Below are 18391 nucleotides of genomic sequence, written 5' to 3' on the forward strand. Positions count from 1 at the left end.
CGGCAACAAAAAAAGCAAGCGAAACACGCATTCCATGCGCATCACACTTGCTTTGATATAGTCGGATATTAAGACAGTCCCAATAAGGCATGACTGGAGGACAAACTTCTTGCACGTCGTCAGTCAGCCATAAAACTTAAAGTTTCATGGAAAGGCCCTTAATATTCAGATATATCATGTTAGGATCAGAGTCTATATAGCAAATAATCACTTTTACCACTCTTATTGACCGTTTCACAAGTTGATGTGCATATGCACTGGTTGTAAAGTAACCAACTTATAAAATTTGAGCTTTTAACTCAATCAATAAGGCAACGAAAGTTGCCAATCGGCATTTGACCCGGCTGTCCGTATGGCCTTAACTTCTTTAGGGAAGTGGTCAAAAATTATCTGCTTGGAAAGATCCTAAATACATTGAATATTAGCTTTCCAAATTTAATGCTACTTCATAATAGCAGGATCGGGATTATTGAGCAAGAAGAATTTTTAAACTAACGCATATTTTTTTCGGCATTGAAAAGTCGTAAACCGAATGAGATAGCAACATTACAAATTTCACCTTGTGCTATAACTGTATTCAAATTCAGCATAAGGAGATGAAACGATGAGCAGATTGGCAGGTAAAATCGCTTTGGTTACCGGTGCGAGCCGGGGAATCGGCCGCAGCATCGCATTACGGTTGGCGAAAGAGGGCGCTTTTGTCGTCGTGCACTATGGAAAAAGAAAAAGTGAAGCCGAGGACGTTGTTCACCGGATCGAACATAACGGAGGGAAAGCGTGCGCGATCGGCGCCGATCTGGGGACGCTCGGGGGCGTTCAGGATCTATTTGCGGGACTGGACGATGTCTTACGGACCCATACGGGGAATCAACGATTCGACATTCTTGTCAATAATGCCGGAATCGGCCAAATCATCGGCCTGGAAGAGACGACGGAAGAATCCTTCGACGAGGTGATGAAGATTAACGTAAAGGGACCGGTTTTCGTTACGCAGCAAGCTTTGCCGCGCCTGAATGACGGGGGACGCATTATCAATATTTCCTCTTTCGTGACGCGGGCGGCTTCTCCGAGCGTCTTCGCCTACAGCATGACGAAAGGGGCCATCGATACGTTTACGCGCCTTTTGGCCAAACAGCTGGGAACCCGCAATATTACGGTAAACGCCATCCAGCCGGGGATCATTAACACGGAAATGAACGCAGGGACGTTGCAAGATCCGCAAGGACAACAATATGCTGCCGGTCTTTCCGTCTTTAACAGATGGGGAGAACCCGAAGACGTCGCGGACATTGCCGCTTTTCTCGCCTCGCCGGACAGCCGTTGGGTAACCGGCCAATGCGTGGATGCCAGCGGGGGCTCCCAGCTGTAAGCGAAATAATTGGTCCGGTCTATGTCAGGTTTAATTATGCTTACGGGCGCGAAGCGGCTATCTTCTATGAACAGGACGCCGATGCCGGACAAGCGTTTGCCGAACTTGGGCAATGGATGTTATCGAACGGCTGCAAGGTCGTTTAAAAATACTAGAATAGAGTTAAAGTTGAGAGAATCCGGTTTTGCTTGAAATAAGGCTGTTGAGAAGGGCTTTCAGGGCCGGACCGCGAATGTAGAATAGGAATCCGCAGAATAAAGGGGGAGTGGCCTTTGGACAATAAGCATCCTGAAATCGATGGGATCCTGGAAAGGATGCAGACGGTTTTGGCGGCGTTGCGCGAACGGGATCCGGAATTTTACGCCAAGTACCCCATGCATCTTGGAACGGAAGCCGAAGAACAAGCGATACGCTCCGTTTCCGACACATGGCGCCTGCCTGAACAATATTTGTACTTCTTACGGCACTACGTCCCCGAATCCGTCGGTTGGAGCACGGACGAATATATCAATCTGGATATTTACGGTGCGAAAGATTTGCCGAAGGGGCAATGGGGATATAACTATAATCCCGTTACGAAGGAACCTATTTCAGATTGGCCGGACCACTATCTTGTCATTGCTACGGATGAGGGCGACCCTTACTGTATCGATTTATCCAGAGGGGACACCGTCATTTACACGGCGGAGCATGGAACGGGCCGCTGGGATTTTGAAATTGCTTATGACAATCTGGCGGAGTTTCTTCGCAGCGTCTTGTTGCCGCGAGGCCACGAGGATATTGATCTTGGCGATGACGTTTCATACGATTACTGCAAGGTATTTATTACAGGGGAAGGCAGGGACAAGCTCAAAACTCTGCTGTTCATCAAAAAAGCGTTTTCCTGCGACGTTTCGCAGGCAAGATCCTACTTGGGAGCGGTGCCTTTGCTAGTGTACAAAGGGATTGAACCGGGTGCCGCTAATGTCGAAGCTCAATTGAAAAGCATCGGTGCGGATTATGAAAAGCGTGAAATCGGGTTGGCCGAGTTTTTGTCATAATCGAGTGAGGCAGTTGAAAATACTTAGGAAAAGTGGGGTTAACATGACCATTCGGCAGTGGAAGGAACAAAGTGACCGGTCTTTTCGAATCTGTGCATTCGGTTCAAGCAATACGGAATTGTCGTTGGAGAATCGGGGACGGCATAACTGGGTGGACTGGTTCTATATCAACGTGAGAAAAGAAATCGGGAATCATGTCAGCGTCACGAATCTGGGGATTGGCGGAGAGACCGCCATGGATCTGCTCGGCCGGATCGAGCGGGATGTTAAGCCCCTCCAACCTTCGCTTGTGATCGTGACGATCGGGGGTAACGATGCGGGAACTGAAGTACCTACCACGTTATATGCCGAGCGGTTAAAATCCATCTGTTCCACGATTCGCGAATATGGTGCCATTCCGGTGCTTCAAACTTATTATTGTCCGCTCTACCACCAGAGTCCGCCTGGTTTCCGGTCCCGCTTCGAGGCCAATATGCAAGTAAACAGGGATTTATCGCGCGAATGGGATATACCGCTAGTGGACCAGTATTGTTATTTCGAACCGCTATATCGGAATGATCCGGAAACTTATGAGAAGCTGATGCGGGATTGGCTACATGTCAATCCTTTGGGAAATCTGATGATGGGACAGTATATTTCAGCCAGTTTCGGGCTCCCCCCGATTCCCGTACCCGAGGACATGCAGCAAGAGTTCAACCCGCTATATGAAAAAATGAACGCGCTGGCAATCCGATAAGGCGATTGCCGGTCCAATGAATAGACGAGGAGGCTACAACATGATCAACGATAACGATTTGAAGCATCTGCGCCGCTGCATTGAGCTTGCGGAGGCTGCGCTGGAGAAGGGCGATGAGCCGTTCGGCTCGATTCTGGTCACTGCGAGCGGCGAGGTGCTTGCGGAAGACCACAACCATGTGGCCGGGGGCGATCATACCCAGCACCCGGAATTTGCGCTGGCGCGCTGGGCGGCCCAGAACATGACCCTCGAAGATCGGGCGAAGGCGACGGTATATACCTCGGGCGAACATTGCCCGATGTGCGCCGCGGCCCACGGCTGGGTCGGTTTAGGCCGGATCGTTTATGCGAGCTCCTCCGCGCAATTGGCGCAATGGCTGGGCGAAATGGGGGTCCCCGCATCGCGCGTCCGGAATCTGCCGATCCAGGACGTCATTCGGGACACCGCCATCGACGGTCCCGTGCCGGAACTCGCCGAACAAGTCCGGGAGCTGCATCGCCGGCTTCATGAGACAAAGCGGTAACCGACCGGTTTTGCGGCAACAAAAAATGGCCCGGCGTCAAGAAACGACGCCCGGGCCATTTGCGATTTTTACTCATTCCCCATCTTCACGCAAAGGCTTGTCCTGAACGATAAACGACACCGTGGTTCCTTCATCGGGCTTGATGATGGACAGGCCCTGACTCCTTCTTTTCAAGGCTCCCGTCGTACCAGTAGACAAAAAGGCCATCCGTCATGGATGGCCTTTCCAAGCTTGCCTTTCTCAAGGTATATAGGCGCCTACGACCTCAAATTTTTGCTCATTACCTATCGTCTTGTATCTTACCTCCACGACTTTGCCCTTTTGAAACGCGGGGATGTTCACGATCTGAATAACAGTCCTTACCACGGTATGGACGACTTCGCCATCCGGCTTCGTGACGGTCAGTTCGAGCAGTACCTCCGGCTGATCGTCTAATTGCGCATTCGTTTGTTGAATCGAATTAATCACAGCTTGCGCGGGCGTACCCTCCGCGAGAATTTCCTTGCGTTCGGAGAAACGTTTTTTTTGGGTACCGATGGTTTTGACGACCAGAATAATCGTTACCGACGTTGTGAGTAGAGAGAAAATGCCGATGATCCAAATCAATGTATTCAACGGTATACACCTCACTGTCCACCCCTTGCGGGAATGGTAAAATGTCCCTGAGTACTTATATCAAATTTTAAATTAGTGAATAAGAGAAGTCTATGCATTTCATAAAAAAATTGCGGATTGGCGGCTGCAACCGGCCTTTCGTTCTCATGGCGGGTGGCGGATAAGCAGGTGACATAACGGGAGCAGCCTCCCAAGTAGCCCACGGCCTTCGCGGCCCAAGAAAACTCTTGAAGTTGTCGCAGCGTCAACTGCTACAATAAACCTAGAGCTCGGAAAGGAGACCAAAATGAACGGATCTGTTGCCATAAACAAGCTATCGGAGCAATTGGGGCTGACGAGCCGCACCTTGCGCCACTGGGAATCCGAAGGATTATTCAAGAGTGAACGGGATGCTTCCTCCGGATGGAGAATATATGACGAGCATGCGCTATCATGCATCCGAATTACGGCGTTATTGCGGAAAATGGACATTCCGATCAGGGATATAAAATCCGTGATTGCTAGCCAATCGCTGACACAATTAGGCAGGGCCATTGAAAGTAAAATCGCCGAACTGCAGCGGCAAAATGACGAATCCTTGCTTTTTCAACAGCAACTAGGCCAGATCCTGAAATTTCTTCAACAGCAGCCAGCGGATTGTTTTTCAAATATGGACCTGATCCTAACCGAGACGGAGGACTTATTTATGAGCAGTTTACAAGAAAGCAGGTTGATCAAAATGATTACCCTTCCTCCTATGAGGGTAGTCTACAATATTGCCATCGGCGTCTCCCCGGAAGATGAGGCGATGGGCCCCGTGCTGGAATGGATAAAGTCGTCAAATTTGCTTAGTACGGCACGCTTTTTCGGAGGAAACGTAAAACCGATGCCAACCCGCTCCGGTACTCCATACGGATATGGAATGTGCGCAACGATCCCGGATGGAATTCCCGTTCCGAATCATCTGAAAGAAATGGTGCTGCCCGGAGGTGTTTTTGCACGGCTGGAGAGCAGTGAGGATGTAAGCTTCTCTTGGAAAACACTTATGAGAGAGTTGGCCAGGAACGGGAAGTACAAATCCGATCGGTCAAGACTCTGCCTGGAAGAACATCTTCGTAATGACAAACCGGATGGATGCGGTAACGAATATGATTTGATTTTGTTGGAACCGGTGAAGGCGGTATAAGCTTGTGGAACTAATGAAATAGGCAAAGTGAAAAGTTTGCTTGCGAGAAGGCCATCCTGTTAAGGACGGCCTTTTTTTGCCGCCTCAATTGAAAATTTTCATTGGAGAAACCTGCAATAAATGTGTCCAAATCATGAAAATTGATGTGATTACAGGGCCAAAAATGGTTGACTTTCAGAAATTTTTTTTGATAAAGTTACAAACAGACCGGTTGGTATGGAAGAGAGGCGCTACAGAAATGGATACAAAATCGATGATCATCGACAAGGCAACGGCGTTATTTCAGCAAAAAGGATATATAGGCGTTGGTTTAACCGAAATCTTGAAAGCATGCAATATTTCTAAGGGTGCGCTTTATCATCACTTTCCCAATGGCAAAGAAGAATTGCTGATCGCTTGCCTCCAAGCTTTGAACGAAGAGATTACGAGGGATATGGAGGACATTTTCGGACGGTATCCCACCACGCGGGAAGCAACGAACGCTATGGTTGAAAAGCTGACCCACCATTTTGAAACGGAAGGCACCCTTAAGGGTTATACCTTTAGCAGCATCGTTAGCGAAATGGCCGCATTAAGCGATCCGGTCCGAATCGCTTGCGCCCAGTTATATCAAAGAATGCAGGACATTTATTATAAAAAGCTGGTTGCGGACGGTTATCCCGAAGATAAGGCCCGTTCTTTCGCGCTGATGATGACGGCGTCGATCGAAGGCGGGATGATGCTTTGCTTAACCCAAAAAGCGACCGAACCCCTCAAGGTGATTTCTCAAGTATTAGCAGACAGCATAAAAGGAGTCTAACAACAAGTGTATAAATCAATCAAAACGGGCCCGATCATGGCCGCTCTTTTAGTAGCCGGCTTTGTCGGACTTTTTAGTGAAACGGCATTAAATATCGCATTAGGCGATTTAAGCCGGTTATTCAATGTGAATGCCACAACGATTCAATGGCTGGCAACAGGTTACTTTTTAACCCTGGGTATTTTAGTGCCGGTAACCGGGATTTTGATGCAAAAATTCACCACGCGTCAAATGTTCATTACTTCGATTGTGTTATCGATCATCGGCACGATTTTGGCGGCATCCGCACCCGTGTTCGGCCTTTTGTTGGCAGGACGCGTCATTCAGGCGGCAGGTCTTGCGATCAATTTGCCTTTGACGCAAAATGTTATCTTTACTATCTTTCCACCCCATAAACGCGGCGCTGCCATGGGGATTATGGGCTTGGTCATGTTAGCCGGGCCCGCATTCGGCCCGACTTTAGCGGGACTTATATTGGATACCTTATCCTGGCATTGGATTTTCTGGGTTACCGTACCGTTCTTGCTGTTTTCCTTCATTTTCGGGCTTGTTTATCTGCCGAATGTGAATGAAACGCGTAAGGTTTCAATCGATAGCCTGTCCGTTGTTCTCTCGACGATCGGATTCGGCGGCCTGGTATACGGAGTAAGCATCGGGGGCGAACAAGGCTGGGGAAGTACGACCGTCATCGGTTCCATCGTCGTCGGATTGCTGGCTATCCTTCTTTTTGTGATTCGGCAATTGAAAATGGAAACCCCTATGCTGAATCTAAAAGCATTTAAATATCCGCTTTTCGTTCTCGGCGTCTTCATGAGTTTTATTACCTTCTTCAATATGCTGTCCATGCTCGTTGTTCTGCCGATGTATATGCAAATGGCTATATTAATAGCTTCCTTTACGGCCGGGCTTATCCTTCTGCCGGGCAGTTTGCTGAACTGTATATTGGCTCCAACGATTGGCCGGTTATTCGATAAATATGGACCGAGAGCGGTGATTACGCCGGGTACGGTCTTGGTAGTCATCGGGTACTTCATTTACTCGCAAATGGGTACGAATACGGCTTTATGGATAGTTGTAGTTACCCATATTATCATGATGTTAGGCGTTGGGATGGTACTTGCTTCCGTCCAAACGAACACGCTGAATTCGCTTCCGAAACAGTACTATCCGGATGGCATCGCATTAACTCAGACGATCCAGCAAGTAGCCGGGGCGATTGGTATTGCGGTTATGATCTCCATATTTTCCGCAAAACAAAGCACCTATTTAGGAACGGTTGCGAATGATGCGACAGAAGCGGCGTCTTCAGGCTCGTCGCTAGTATTTATGGTCGGCTTAATCTTTGCGGTGATTAATCTCGTATTATCCTTATTCCTGAAAAAGCCGCATGACGTGAAGTTAAAAGCTTAAATAATAAAGCGCTCAGAATAATCGCATTCTGGGCGCTTTAACTTTAATGGCTAACAATAAGGTAATTATCCGAAATGGTATATACTGCATTCTCATGGATATCCGGGGGGAAGCCGCTATAAACTTCGATTAGCGTATCCAGCATGGCCGACTCATCAATGGGCTCATCAAAACGGACAAACAGTTTCGGGTTTCCTTGCCGAATGGATTCGGTGAGCTTGTCATGAAATTGTTCCATCGAGTCCATTTGCAGCCCGTGGCTTACGTAATAATCATGCGAATTGGTTTTCCCTGCGAATTGCTTCATATCATAGTCGATCCAATACTTGTCGTTGATTATGAACTGCATATCCTGGGCGGTCTCGTCATTACTGTCGTATAGCCTGTAAGGGATGCCTGAATTGGTTTCATTGTTGGTAGGATCCACATTGAGCCATTCATTGTTGATTTTCACTTTATTCCAGGTATGCGGCACATTGTCGAGCGTTCCCGTAATGACTATGCTTTCCAGCCCGGCCAAATCGCTCAACAATTTATAGGCTGAGGCATAACTGGCGCAAACCCCTATTTTTTTAACCAAAATGCCATACGTATTGAAGGAATCGTTAAAGCGGGCGTCAAACTTCTTAAACCCGTACTGCTCGACATTCTCCAGCGCTGCGTCATCATACCGGGTGTGATCGTTCAAATAATCATAAATGGCTTTTCGCTTATCGTCTTCGCTGGCTCCGTCTTTAATGATCGACTTCACCAATCGGGTCGCTTCCGCGATAATTTCATCTTGTTTCTTTTTGATATTGCTTTTGGAATCGGTGTAATCGATGTATAGCGTCAAAGAACGATAGTCATAGCCGTAACTTTTAACGTCCAGGATTAAGGGGTTTTGATAGATGACCTTATCCACGGTGTCGTATAAAACCTCGAAATTTTGAGCTTCGGGAAAAGCCCTTAATGAGATTCTGTCGCTGGCCGCCATGAGATGGAGGGCCAAGTATTCCTCGACGGCCGAGTCGGCATGAACAGGTACCGGATTGGCAGGATCGGGTTGCGGAACGGATTCCCGGTTTCCTTTTTCCACATATTGATTCGTATTTCTCCGCTGGGCATTTATGAGTTCATCTTCGTCAATCTTGGTGCGAAAGAATGAGTTGCGGATAATCGTAGGAACTTCAGGGCCCGGTCCGTGGGCGGAGTAATTTTCAATCTGGATAAACCCTTCTTTGCTGCTTTGCGGATTGCCATTCGCTTGGTTACCCTGCCGCAGTTCCTCTAAATCCTTCTTATCCAAAGACAACACCATCGCCTTTCCGGACAAAAGGGTCCCCTCAACCTTGAAGGGAATGAGTGCATAACCTTCTTTCTCCTCGATATGATCCGGGTCATAAAGGATAGAGCGGGTCAGAATCGTTTCGTCAATGGTATATACTTGTGTTGTTTTTGGTAGGTCCTTCACCGTTTTGTAGTCCATATAATAAATTTCGTTATTAACAAGGAAGGTAGGCAAAGATTTTGATAATTCCATCGCGCTGACCGGAGGACCGAAATTGGATTCGGCTCCGTCTTTTACGGCCGTAACATAATATTGGCCATTGACGATAAAATTTTGGGCCGTGACTGCTTCTTGACCGTCATATTGGAGACCGTCGTTTCCGTCCAAATAGAAGTCTTGAAATTCCGTATTCGTGACCGTTCCGACCAGTCCGGGAAAAGCATGCCTGTAACCTTGTTCGGCCCCGGGGAGAGGCTCCTTGTTTCCGGAAGAATAGACATTATATACGTTATATTTTTCTGCCCCTTTAACTTCATCCCATACCAATTTAAAACGGCCGTCCGCATCGATTTCATATCTGACGTGGGGAGCTTGGAGCTCGGATTTTATAGTAAACGGAATAATGATCGGCTTTTCTAGTTCGGTACGCTCGCTCGCATCCAAATCGTAATTGACGCGAAGGTAGTAAATGGGAGCATAACCCCAGGATGTCTCAAAATCCCTTCCCGTTTCCTCCGAAGTCAGGACGGCAAAACTCGGTTCTACGACCAGTACGCTTTTGTCCGCCTTGTAATCCTCCAAATAATTAAAGGTGCCGATCTTGCTTTCGGGCAACGCCCTTTGATCGGTATGGACCGTGACCACGTTATCGTAGAAAAACAAGTCCGCCATGTTGCAGTTAAAGCGGAATTTGAATTTTTTGTCGTGCTCGACATTGTACAGCGGCATGAGGGTGGTCCGCTTCGGGCTATCATATTTCTTCTTGATGTCCAACACCGTTAAAGGAGGGATCAAACTTTCATAATTACTGTCCGCGTTTAAAGAATCCGGCTTGCTCTCGGCGTTTTGTTGCGATAATTCACGGTTGAAGTTATTGCCGGAATTGCTGGCGGAGTAACTGCCCAAATCACACCCGGATAACATGAAAACCAGGATTAATATAGAAAACAGCATTTTTTTCAATAGGAACACCTCGAGGGTTGTGGGATTCTGTTAAAGTCCAATATTTACTAGTTTAATTCAGATTCCTGTTTTTGGGAACGTTTCCTAAATACTGATTTATCTCTTTCCCATATTGGTATATATTCAAAATAGAGATGGCACATCGGACCCGTCGCTTAAAGGCGACTACGCAGCGAAAGCAAGACCGTTATAAAAATATAAGGATGGAGGAACCGCCCATGCCCACCAAGCTGCGGTATTTTGGAATTTGCGCGCTGGCTCTCGCAGCAGTCACACTATCAGGATGCGCGCCGAAGCAAACGGAAGTCCTCGTCAAGCCTTTAACCGAGTACACCCCTAAGGATGAAGTTGCCCTCATCGAGAAGCTCCGCAAAAACAAAGATCCCAACAAGGAGTTGCACGAGGTTTATCGCGATCTCACAGTCATCGATATACATAACCACGACGCACCTAACCCGGTTGCCATTGAGAACTGGAGAAAGGTTGGAATCGACCGAATCGTTTTATTCGGAAGCATTTCGGAACCTAGTGCCAAGTATACGGACCAATTAGCCTGGGAGGAATATCAAAAATCACCCGGGAACGTGTATCCCTCCTTTGCGGGATTTCCGATTTATGAGGAGGAGGGTGTAGAAATCGTCAGGAACAATCTGGAGAAGGGCTATTTGAACATCGGAGAGGTGGCCGCCGCTTCGACGTTTTCGGAATCCGTGTCCAGATTGCCCTGGAAGGCCGAGCACCCCAATGACGGAAACTTTCCGAAAATCTATGATCTTGCGGCCAAGTATCAAGTGCCGATTCTTCTGCATATCGACCCGCCTAACGGTAAGCCTGTCGCGAAATTGGAGGAAGCCCTGGATGCGCATCCCGAGGCGATCCTCATTTTCGGGCACGCCAACGCCCATAACACTCCGGAAAATATCGAACCGCTCTTAAGCAAACATCCCAACTTATACATCGATTTCTTTGCCGGGTTTACGGCTTACAGTCCGAGCAGCATCAACAAATTGGAAGATTACGTGCCGTTGATGGAAAAGTACCCGGATCGTTTCATGCTGTCCACCGATTCGGGATTCGGCCTGTCAAGGGACCAAGCAGCGAATGGCATCTATGAAATGATCGACCTGCTCTCCCCGGAAACCGCGCTGAAGGTCGCCTATCAGAACTACGAGGGATTGATCGAGCGTCAGCCTCCGACCGAAACGCAGATCGAGACGATCAAGAAGCTGTCTGCCGAAGCCGGGAAATTTAAAACGTATGAGTTGAATAAGCGGATGGCGAATGAATTGATATTTGAGTTGGAGGGGGGGTCCTCATGAGGTTAGGCACTTGGCAAAGTAGCCTGGATTAAAATATCTGTAACCCACGGATGAAGAACACCGGGAATCCGTATGATGGAAAACCTCTAATAAGGTATGATGATGAGGGGCTGGTAACTCAGCCCTTTATACTAGAATCCTTGTTTTTTACGAACATAAGAGGATATTTTTGGTATACTTGGTGGTAGTAACTGAGATTAGAACATCATTTTGATTAATAGCATTGCATAAAACTCAGACAATCTATATTTACTTGAGGAGCACCTGTAGATAAGTCAATGATGTGTCTTGTTACGATAAGTCAATTGATAAATCCTTCCGGCGTATCAAGGATAGGATACTACATATACATTTTTATAAATAAGGTTTAATTCTCTGATACTATAGGGTGGAATTTATAAAAGTTCTGATAGTATTTATTTATCGCTAGTGCATTTTGATATTTAACAATAAATTTCTGTGAGGAGCATATGGAGGTTATGTTTTGGATAATATAGGAAAAGAAAAAAGTATTAGAACAATAACTAAGAACATGATTGAAGATTTTTCAAAAGTCTCAAAAGGATTGTTGGAAGTTACAAATAATGAAATGTATGTTGTAAATGCAGAAAAGGCGGTATATGGGAAGGTTTATGGGAAACCAAGTATTCGTCTATCGACTCTATTAAGTATTGATAGAGAGGTTTTGATACTGTTTTCTGGCTATTCCAGACAACAAATAAGAACCATTAATACTGTCGGTACTATTATTAAAAGTTCAAATGGAAGACTTGAACCAACTGTAGCAATTGTGGTCCATTGTGACATTCAAGGAAACTCTAAACTGAAGAAATGGGGAAGAGAACACGGCATTTCGGTTCTACCTATTTATTACCACAAAGATAAATTTCCGAAAACTCATGAAGAGTTCGAGAATACTCTCTGTAGAGAACTATTTTCGTTTGACTCATTCGATATTGTTGGTCCTGTATCAGATGACGAGCATTTTTATGGACGTCGGACGGAAGCACAAGATTTGGCAAGACAACTTCAAATGGGGCAAATTAAATGTTGCCTAGGAATAAGGAAAGTTGGAAAAACCTCAATTGTTAATAGAATCGTGGATGTGTGTAGAGAGCATCATGATTGTTACCTTGTAGTTGTAGATTGTTCCAATGATAGTGTATGGTCTATGAGATCACATCATTTAATGCTTTCGCTTGGAAAAACGCTAAAGGAAATCAAAGGAACCCAGGAAGGTTATTCTACATTAATTACCTGTTATGAAGATACAAGTATTGTAAACGCTGCCCGATTCCTTGCAACAGAAATAGCTGATTCAGATAAGCCAATTGTTTTTGTATTCGATGAGATTGACTATATTACTCCCAGCAGTCCAACCACTAAGCTATGGGTTAATGATTTTAACGAATTTTGGAGAAATTTTAGAGTTCTTTATCAGGAATCGGCCAGAATAAATAAGCGATTCTCAATATTAATTAGTGGTGTTTCTAGTAAATGGTTTCGTGTTGAGTCGATTGATGGAGTCGAAAATGCAGCCTTGGCTTTTGTACCAGAGGAATATCTCCTACCACTTCCTCGAGGGGCAAGTATTGCTATGATTCGTGACTTGGCTAGGGTATCTGGATTACAGTTTGATGAAATTAATGGTGAACCTATAGCTTCGTCTTGTTGTGATATACCCTATTGGATACGAAAAGCGTGCTCATTTATCCATCGCAGAATTGATATTCAAATGCGGCCAATAAAGCCGGATGTGCAAACAATAAACATACACTTGGAAGAGTTTATTGAGGCGGAGGGCTCAATTATTGCTCAGGCAGCATTAACACATCTATTCCGGGTATACCCAGATTTAAAGAATCATGCTATGGAATGTTATAATGGAAAGATTGATTTGGTCCCCAAGTCGTATTTAAATATTTTAACAAAATATGGTCTTCTAAAAAAGCAAGGGGACATATATAAACTTGCAGGTGAAATGTTTCAGGAAGGATTAGCATTAATTTATGATGAAGATAAAATGCTAGAAGAGAAGATGGAATCAAATCAAGTACTAGTTTCAGAAACATTTACTGAAGAATACTCACACAGCATGAATTTATTAGAAGAATGGTCTGACGAACTTGCGCTTATTGGAAAGCGGAGAAATATTATAGAGAAGAAATTAAGAGGGATAGTGTTAAATTTCTTAAGATATGATTCGTTAATTGATAAGCAAAAGCCTCCGGTTAATGAAAGAATATTAAAAAGGATTGAAGAAAAAAAGAGGAAAATATTTGCTTCAATTCCACCAGATGAGTTTATGGAAAAGCTACTCTGGACTGAATTAGTAACAATAATTGATAAAGAGTGGTCTGTTTTTGAACGGCTTTTTTCAGATAAAACGCAATTTAATCTGAACTCTTCTATAATAAATGATCGTTTTGATGCCCATGCGAAAGATGCTGATGCAGCAGACCTAGCTCTTTATCGACGTTCACTAACTTGGTACGAAGATAAAATTAGAGGTGCATAAAGAGAGACTTGGTGGCATATTGAGGTTTTAACAGGCACGGCTCGCCGCTTCAAACACCTGTTCAAACTATGAGGACGCCCAAATAGGTTGTCCTTCATTTTGATCTATACATCATACATCCATATTATAACCATAGAAATTTTAACCTTCATAATACCCAAACGCCCTGCAATCCTTCTCTCCCAGATTTGTCACCCAAACCATCAACCTTCTCTTTGAAGGGAGATGGTTTTCTTTTTTACCTGCAGCCATCTCCAGAAATCCACGAATAGCTCCAATGGTCATGAGATCAATATGTTTTACAAATAAATTGATATGAATTTGTTCTGCTGCCTGCTTCAATAGGAATTTCTGCATAGCCTCATTAGTGTTGCGATATAGTCTTTTGTAGTTATTAGTAAGAGGAGGGCTAATTAACGTATACTGCACGGTCAGAATCTCTCCATAAAAATAAACTTCGTGGGTATGATCCAAAGGCTCCAAGGAAACATTGAGATACTTCATATCTTTCCCTTCCTCAAATGAATTGTAACTCTTTTTAATTTTAGTGCATATAAGCACTATTTTCAAATAAAAAAAGAATATAATGATCTGTTTGTGGGCACAATGCTTCTCTAATCTGGTAGAGAGGTGGTAAATTGTGCTACTGCAATTAATCGGTGAACGGATCAAACAATTACGAAAAGAACAGGGGCTTACACAAGAAGAGCTTGCAGAAAAAGCTGGAGTAAATGCCTCCTACATAGGAACCGTAGAACGCGGGGAACGAAACATTTCATTGGAAACGCTTGAGAAAATCATTCAAGGTCTGGATGTGCCGATGGAAGTAATGTTTCAATTTCATGAGTTTGAGGATATGGATTCAAGAACGGATAAAGCCGAAGTGCTTACGGCTATCAGTTCTTTGATGCATTCTCGTTCATTAGAGGAAAGTAAGCTCATCTTCCGCGTGATTAAAGATATTTTGAATACGATGGACGCTTAGAGTGAACTGAACCAGAGGGGGAACCCCCTCTCTTTTTATTTACGGAGAAAAGGGATCAACTCAAACGGGAACGAACTTTTAAGAACATAAAAAAATTTATTGTCCGGCCCGTTGACTTTGACGCCGTGTCGCACCTTAAGCTGTTGTGAAAGGAGGATCCTATGGAACTTCAGACCATCAGTCAGGTAACGAAAAACTATAATATCACCACAAGAATGCTTCGGTACTATGAGCAAATCGGGTTACTTCCAAGCTTGAAAAAAGAGGGGTACGCCTATCGGACCTATGATGAGGATGCCCTGACGAGACTGGAACAGATTTTGATCTTAAGAAAGCTGAGGATTCCTCTCAAAGAAATTCAAAGAATTTTGCTTAGCGATGAGTCCAGGACGACCGTGGAAATTTTTCGGGCGAAGATTCGGGAGCTCTCAACCGAAATTACGGCGCTATATACGATCAAAGCTGTTTTGGATACTTTCGTAAGTCGTCTGACAGAAAGCGTAGATGTCAAAATGGACCCCGCATTACTGGCTGACGAGTCCATACTTCGTGCCATCCGATCTCTCCCGGGAATGAAACACAACCTTAAGGAGGAGCCAAGAATGAATGATTTGAATGCGGCCGACAAAAATTTATCCAAGCTGAGCGACGTACGCATTGTTTACTTGCCCCCTGCCACTGTAGCCACTATACAATCGGTGGGCGGAGCGCCCGAATCCGACACAGGGAAAGAGCTTCAAAAATTCATGACCGAAACGAATCTCGCGACCGTTAAGCCTGACCTTCGGTACTATGGCTTTAACCATCCTGTCGGCAGCGAGCACGGGTACGAGCGATGGGTAACCATCCCCGACGATCTGGAGGTACCGGAGCCTTTGACGAAAAAGAAATTTCCCGGGGGTCTATATGCCGCGCATATGATCCCTATGGGGGATTTTGAAGAGTGGGGCTGGCTCATTGAATGGGTCGAGAACAGCGGCGAGTATGAAGCGAACTGGGGCGACTCCGAATCCATGCATGGCTGCCTGGAAGAACATTTGAATTACATTAATTTGTATCCATTGACCAATGAAGATGTGGATAAAAGGATGCAACTAGACCTGCTGGTGCCGATTAAACCGGAGTCGGAGTAAGAGCGAGTCCGTGCCGAGCCGCGTCGCACCGCGCGCAACTCCCAGCACGGGGTACGGCTCGCTTGGCGACAGGCGTGGACCGCTGTCGTGGACTTATGTAGAGATCCTTGCGAGCGATCGCCCGGATTTCGAGAAACTCTGCTAGGGTTACCCCGTCTCCCGCAAGCGATTTAGCTGGATCGCCATCACCTTCATGTTCAGCACGGCTGCGGTCATCCGTGCTTGCCATGGACATTATGCAGTCCCCGTAACCGGCAAATTTGCTATGCCGGATTGCAAATAACGACCTTTTGGGACCTTATTCCCCCAAAAAGGCAAGACATTAGAGAATAGCGTCCTTTTAGGGCGCTATTTTAATACAAATCGGCTAAAAGATCTCCAATGGGTCATTTTCTTCGAAATAAGGTCCCCAAAGTACGCTATTTCTTGCCAAGTATCCAAAAAACGCAGAATAGCGACCCAAAAGGCCGCTATTCCAGCAGAGCGGATGAGAGTACCTTACCTGTGAATTGGCAGGTGCCCTTGATATCTCCCTGGAATCCCTAAGAGTCCGGGTTATCTCCCGGAGAATCCCGAGAATCCCAGCATCCCAGCATCCCAGCATCCAGCAATCCTCGACAATCCCGGCAACCCCGGCAACCCCGGCAATCCCCGGCAACCCTGGCATCCCAGCATCCCAGCATCCCAGCAATCCCGGGCACCACCGGGCAACCCCGGGCATTCCCGGCAATCCCAGCATCCCAGCATCCCAGCAATCCTCGACAATCCCGGCAATCCCCGGCAACCCTGGTAGATCACCCCATGCTGCCCCCTTGCCGTTCCTCGCCTCTTTCCAAGAAAGCCTACCCTCAAGGGTAACTCTTTTTTGTGCGAATCCCTTTAGCTCGCGAAAAAATCCCCCTCCACCGTTTCGGCGGGAGGGGGATTGCTTTAGAACTTGATCCGATCGCTTAGGAATTGCTTCAGATCGGCGATCGGCATCCGCACTTGCGTCATGGAGTCGCGTTCGCGCACGGTAACCTGGCCATCGGTCTCGGATTCGAAGTCGTAGGTGATGCAATACGGCGTACCGATCTCGTCATGGCGGCGGTACCGTTTACCGATGGAGCCGGTATCGTCATAGTCGACCATGAAGTCGGAAGTCAATTCCGTAAACACGCGCTGTGCTCCTTCGTTGAGCTTCTTCGACAGCGGGAAGATGGCCGCTTTGAACGGCGCGAGCGCCGGGTGAAGACGGAGCACGGTCCGGCTGTCGTCGCCTTCCAGCTGCTGCTCTTCATAGGCATCGACGAGGAAGGCCAACGTTACGCGGTCGGCTCCGAGCGACGGCTCGATGCAGTAAGGAACATAGCGCTCGTTCGATTCCTGGTCGATGTAGTTGAAATCTTCGCCGGAATGTTCCATATGCTGCTTCAGGTCATAATCGGTCCGGTCGGCGATGCCCCACAGCTCGCCCCAGCCGAACGGGAAGCGATACTCGATGTCGGTCGTAGCGTTGCTATAGTGGGACAGCTCGTCTTCCGAGTGATCCCGCAGGCGCATGTTTTCTTCGTTCATGCCGAGCGACAAGAGCCAATCGCGGCAGAAGCCGCGCCAGAATTCGAACCACTTGAGATCTTCGCCGGGTTTGCAGAAGAATTCCAGTTCCATTTGCTCGAATTCGCGCGTACGGAACGTAAAGTTGCCCGGGGTAATCTCATTCCGGAAGCTCTTGCCGATTTGGCCGATGCCGAACGGCATTTTCTTCCGCATGGTGCGCTGTACGTTTTTAAAGTTGACGAAGATACCCTGTGCCGTTTCCGGACGCAGATAAATCTCGTTGGTGCTGGACTCCGTAACCCCTTGGAACGTTTTGAACATGAGGTTGAATTGGCGGATATCCGTGAAGTCGCGGCTTCCGCAATCCGGGCAGACGATTTGGTGCTCGTCGATCAGGGCTTTCATCTGGTCGAACGACAAACCGTCGACGATCAGTTCGATGCCCTTCGCGTCCAGGGCGTTCTCGATGATTTTGTCCGCGCGGTGGCGCGCTTTGCACTGCTTGCAATCGATCATCGGATCGTTGAAGTTGCCGACGTGGCCCGAAGCGACCCAAGCCCGCGGATTCATCAAAATCGCCGCGTCCAGACCGACGTTGTAAGGGGACTCCTGAATGAACTTTTTCCACCAGGCGCGTTTGATGTTGTTCTTCAGCTCGACGCCGAGCGGGCCGTAATCCCAAGTGTTCGCCAGACCGCCGTAAATTTCCGATCCCGGAAAAATAAATCCGCGATGCTTGGCCAGCGCGACGACTTGATCCATTGTTTTGGTACTGCTCATGATTGATC

General features: G+C 46.7%; 17 protein-coding genes. 11 read left to right on the top strand and 6 right to left on the bottom strand.

The genetic code is table 11. From position 1 onward, the window contains the following. Nucleotides 1–604: 604 nt before the first annotated feature. The 4 genes from ACLB09_RS13175 to ACLB09_RS13190 all read left to right on the top strand — a co-directional run bounded on the left by ACLB09_RS13175 (nucleotide 605) and on the right by ACLB09_RS13190 (nucleotide 3668). The gene (locus ACLB09_RS13175) at nucleotides 605–1369 is read left to right on the top strand and encodes an SDR family oxidoreductase (RefSeq protein WP_410770294.1); all 765 of its coding nucleotides are present in this window, start codon (nucleotides 605–607) and stop codon (nucleotides 1367–1369) included. A gap of 272 nt (nucleotides 1370–1641) precedes the next feature. Next, nucleotides 1642–2409 carry an SMI1/KNR4 family protein gene (locus ACLB09_RS13180; RefSeq protein ID WP_410770295.1) on the top strand — a complete coding sequence of 256 codons (768 nt, stop codon included), beginning with the start codon at nucleotides 1642–1644 and terminating at the stop codon, nucleotides 2407–2409. Between the two features lie 43 nt (nucleotides 2410–2452). Further along, nucleotides 2453–3145 carry an SGNH/GDSL hydrolase family protein gene (locus ACLB09_RS13185; RefSeq protein WP_410770296.1) on the top strand — a complete coding sequence of 231 codons (693 nt, stop codon included), beginning with the start codon at nucleotides 2453–2455 and terminating at the stop codon, nucleotides 3143–3145. Between the two features lie 40 nt (nucleotides 3146–3185). Beyond that, nucleotides 3186–3668: a nucleoside deaminase gene (locus tag ACLB09_RS13190; protein ID WP_410770297.1), complete on the top strand. Its 483-nt coding sequence runs from the start codon at nucleotides 3186–3188 to the stop codon at nucleotides 3666–3668. A 72-nt stretch (nucleotides 3669–3740) separates the two neighbouring features. Here ACLB09_RS13190 and ACLB09_RS13195 read toward each other — a convergent pair whose 3' ends face one another. Then, a complete protein-coding gene (locus ACLB09_RS13195; RefSeq protein ID WP_410770298.1) occupies nucleotides 3741–3866 on the bottom strand; it encodes a hypothetical protein in 126 nt (41 codons plus the stop codon). A gap of 42 nt (nucleotides 3867–3908) precedes the next feature. Then, a complete protein-coding gene (locus tag ACLB09_RS13200; protein ID WP_410770299.1) occupies nucleotides 3909–4283 on the bottom strand; it encodes a hypothetical protein in 375 nt (124 codons plus the stop codon). A 286-nt stretch (nucleotides 4284–4569) separates the two neighbouring features. On the opposite strand from ACLB09_RS13200, the gene ACLB09_RS13205 reads away from it, so the two are divergent. From ACLB09_RS13205 to ACLB09_RS13215, 3 genes are all read left to right on the top strand, one after another. Then, nucleotides 4570–5448 (top strand): MerR family transcriptional regulator, encoded by an 879-nt coding sequence (locus ACLB09_RS13205; protein WP_410770300.1) that lies wholly within the window; start codon nucleotides 4570–4572, stop codon nucleotides 5446–5448. Nucleotides 5449–5581: 133 nt separating this feature from the next. Beyond that, nucleotides 5582–6247 (top strand): TetR/AcrR family transcriptional regulator, encoded by a 666-nt coding sequence (locus ACLB09_RS13210; protein ID WP_410770301.1) that lies wholly within the window; start codon nucleotides 5582–5584, stop codon nucleotides 6245–6247. A gap of 36 nt (nucleotides 6248–6283) precedes the next feature. Further along, nucleotides 6284–7657, top strand: a complete 1374-nt coding sequence (locus ACLB09_RS13215; RefSeq protein ID WP_410770766.1) for a DHA2 family efflux MFS transporter permease subunit — start codon at nucleotides 6284–6286, stop codon at nucleotides 7655–7657. Between the two features lie 43 nt (nucleotides 7658–7700). Here ACLB09_RS13215 and ACLB09_RS13220 read toward each other — a convergent pair whose 3' ends face one another. Continuing rightward, nucleotides 7701–10100, bottom strand: coding sequence for a transglutaminase domain-containing protein (locus tag ACLB09_RS13220; protein WP_410770767.1), 2400 nt, complete (start codon nucleotides 10098–10100; stop codon nucleotides 7701–7703). Nucleotides 10101–10327: 227 nt separating this feature from the next. Here ACLB09_RS13220 and ACLB09_RS13225 point away from each other — a divergent pair, with 227 nt between their 5' ends. After that, nucleotides 10328–11428, top strand: a complete 1101-nt coding sequence (locus ACLB09_RS13225) for an amidohydrolase family protein (protein ID WP_410770302.1) — start codon at nucleotides 10328–10330, stop codon at nucleotides 11426–11428. Between the two features lie 484 nt (nucleotides 11429–11912). Beyond that, entirely contained in the window at nucleotides 11913–13946 is a 2034-nt protein-coding gene (locus ACLB09_RS13230; RefSeq protein WP_410770303.1) for an ATP-binding protein, read from the top strand. A gap of 141 nt (nucleotides 13947–14087) precedes the next feature. Here ACLB09_RS13230 and ACLB09_RS13235 read toward each other — a convergent pair whose 3' ends face one another. Continuing rightward, nucleotides 14088–14450, bottom strand: coding sequence for a hypothetical protein (locus ACLB09_RS13235; RefSeq protein WP_410770304.1), 363 nt, complete (start codon nucleotides 14448–14450; stop codon nucleotides 14088–14090). Between the two features lie 136 nt (nucleotides 14451–14586). On the opposite strand from ACLB09_RS13235, the gene ACLB09_RS13240 reads away from it, so the two are divergent. Both ACLB09_RS13240 and ACLB09_RS13245 read left to right on the top strand, forming a co-directional pair. Continuing rightward, nucleotides 14587–14931 (top strand): helix-turn-helix domain-containing protein, encoded by a 345-nt coding sequence (locus ACLB09_RS13240; protein WP_410770305.1) that lies wholly within the window; start codon nucleotides 14587–14589, stop codon nucleotides 14929–14931. 161 nt (nucleotides 14932–15092) lie between these two features. Further along, entirely contained in the window at nucleotides 15093–16064 is a 972-nt protein-coding gene (locus tag ACLB09_RS13245) for a MerR family transcriptional regulator (protein WP_410770306.1), read from the top strand. A 555-nt stretch (nucleotides 16065–16619) separates the two neighbouring features. Here ACLB09_RS13245 and ACLB09_RS13250 read toward each other — a convergent pair. Together ACLB09_RS13250 and ACLB09_RS13255 are read right to left on the bottom strand one after the other, a co-directional pair. After that, nucleotides 16620–16862 carry a hypothetical protein gene (locus ACLB09_RS13250; protein WP_410770307.1) on the bottom strand — a complete coding sequence of 81 codons (243 nt, stop codon included), beginning with the start codon at nucleotides 16860–16862 and terminating at the stop codon, nucleotides 16620–16622. Nucleotides 16863–16994: 132 nt separating this feature from the next. Further along, nucleotides 16995–18383 (bottom strand): glycine--tRNA ligase, encoded by a 1389-nt coding sequence (locus ACLB09_RS13255; protein ID WP_410770308.1) that lies wholly within the window; start codon nucleotides 18381–18383, stop codon nucleotides 16995–16997. Nucleotides 18384–18391 lie beyond the last annotated feature (8 nt).

The sequence above is a fragment of the Fontibacillus forbon genome (genome assembly GCF_046559655.1).
In the GTDB taxonomy this organism is placed as follows: Bacteria; Bacillota; Bacilli; order Paenibacillales; family Paenibacillaceae; genus Fontibacillus.

What these genes read in the sequence shown, in the direction of transcription:
- ACLB09_RS13225 (WP_410770302.1), top strand. Translation starts at nt 10,328, where the DNA reads ATGCCCACCAAGCTGCGGTATTTTGGAATTTGCGCGCTGGCTCTCGCA.
- ACLB09_RS13215 (WP_410770766.1), top strand. Translation starts at nt 6,284, where the DNA reads ATGGCCGCTCTTTTAGTAGCCGGCTTTGTCGGACTTTTTAGTGAAACG.
- ACLB09_RS13220 (WP_410770767.1), bottom strand. Translation starts at nt 10,100, where the DNA reads ATGCTGTTTTCTATATTAATCCTGGTTTTCATGTTATCCGGGTGTGAT.
- ACLB09_RS13210 (WP_410770301.1), top strand. Translation starts at nt 5,582, where the DNA reads ATGAAAATTGATGTGATTACAGGGCCAAAAATGGTTGACTTTCAGAAA.
- ACLB09_RS13235 (WP_410770304.1), bottom strand. Translation starts at nt 14,450, where the DNA reads ATGAAGTATCTCAATGTTTCCTTGGAGCCTTTGGATCATACCCACGAA.
- ACLB09_RS13185 (WP_410770296.1), top strand. Translation starts at nt 2,453, where the DNA reads ATGACCATTCGGCAGTGGAAGGAACAAAGTGACCGGTCTTTTCGAATC.
- ACLB09_RS13175 (WP_410770294.1), top strand. Translation starts at nt 605, where the DNA reads ATGAGCAGATTGGCAGGTAAAATCGCTTTGGTTACCGGTGCGAGCCGG.
- ACLB09_RS13245 (WP_410770306.1), top strand. Translation starts at nt 15,093, where the DNA reads ATGGAACTTCAGACCATCAGTCAGGTAACGAAAAACTATAATATCACC.
- ACLB09_RS13190 (WP_410770297.1), top strand. Translation starts at nt 3,186, where the DNA reads ATGATCAACGATAACGATTTGAAGCATCTGCGCCGCTGCATTGAGCTT.
- ACLB09_RS13205 (WP_410770300.1), top strand. Translation starts at nt 4,570, where the DNA reads ATGAACGGATCTGTTGCCATAAACAAGCTATCGGAGCAATTGGGGCTG.
- ACLB09_RS13255 (WP_410770308.1), bottom strand. Translation starts at nt 18,383, where the DNA reads ATGAGCAGTACCAAAACAATGGATCAAGTCGTCGCGCTGGCCAAGCAT.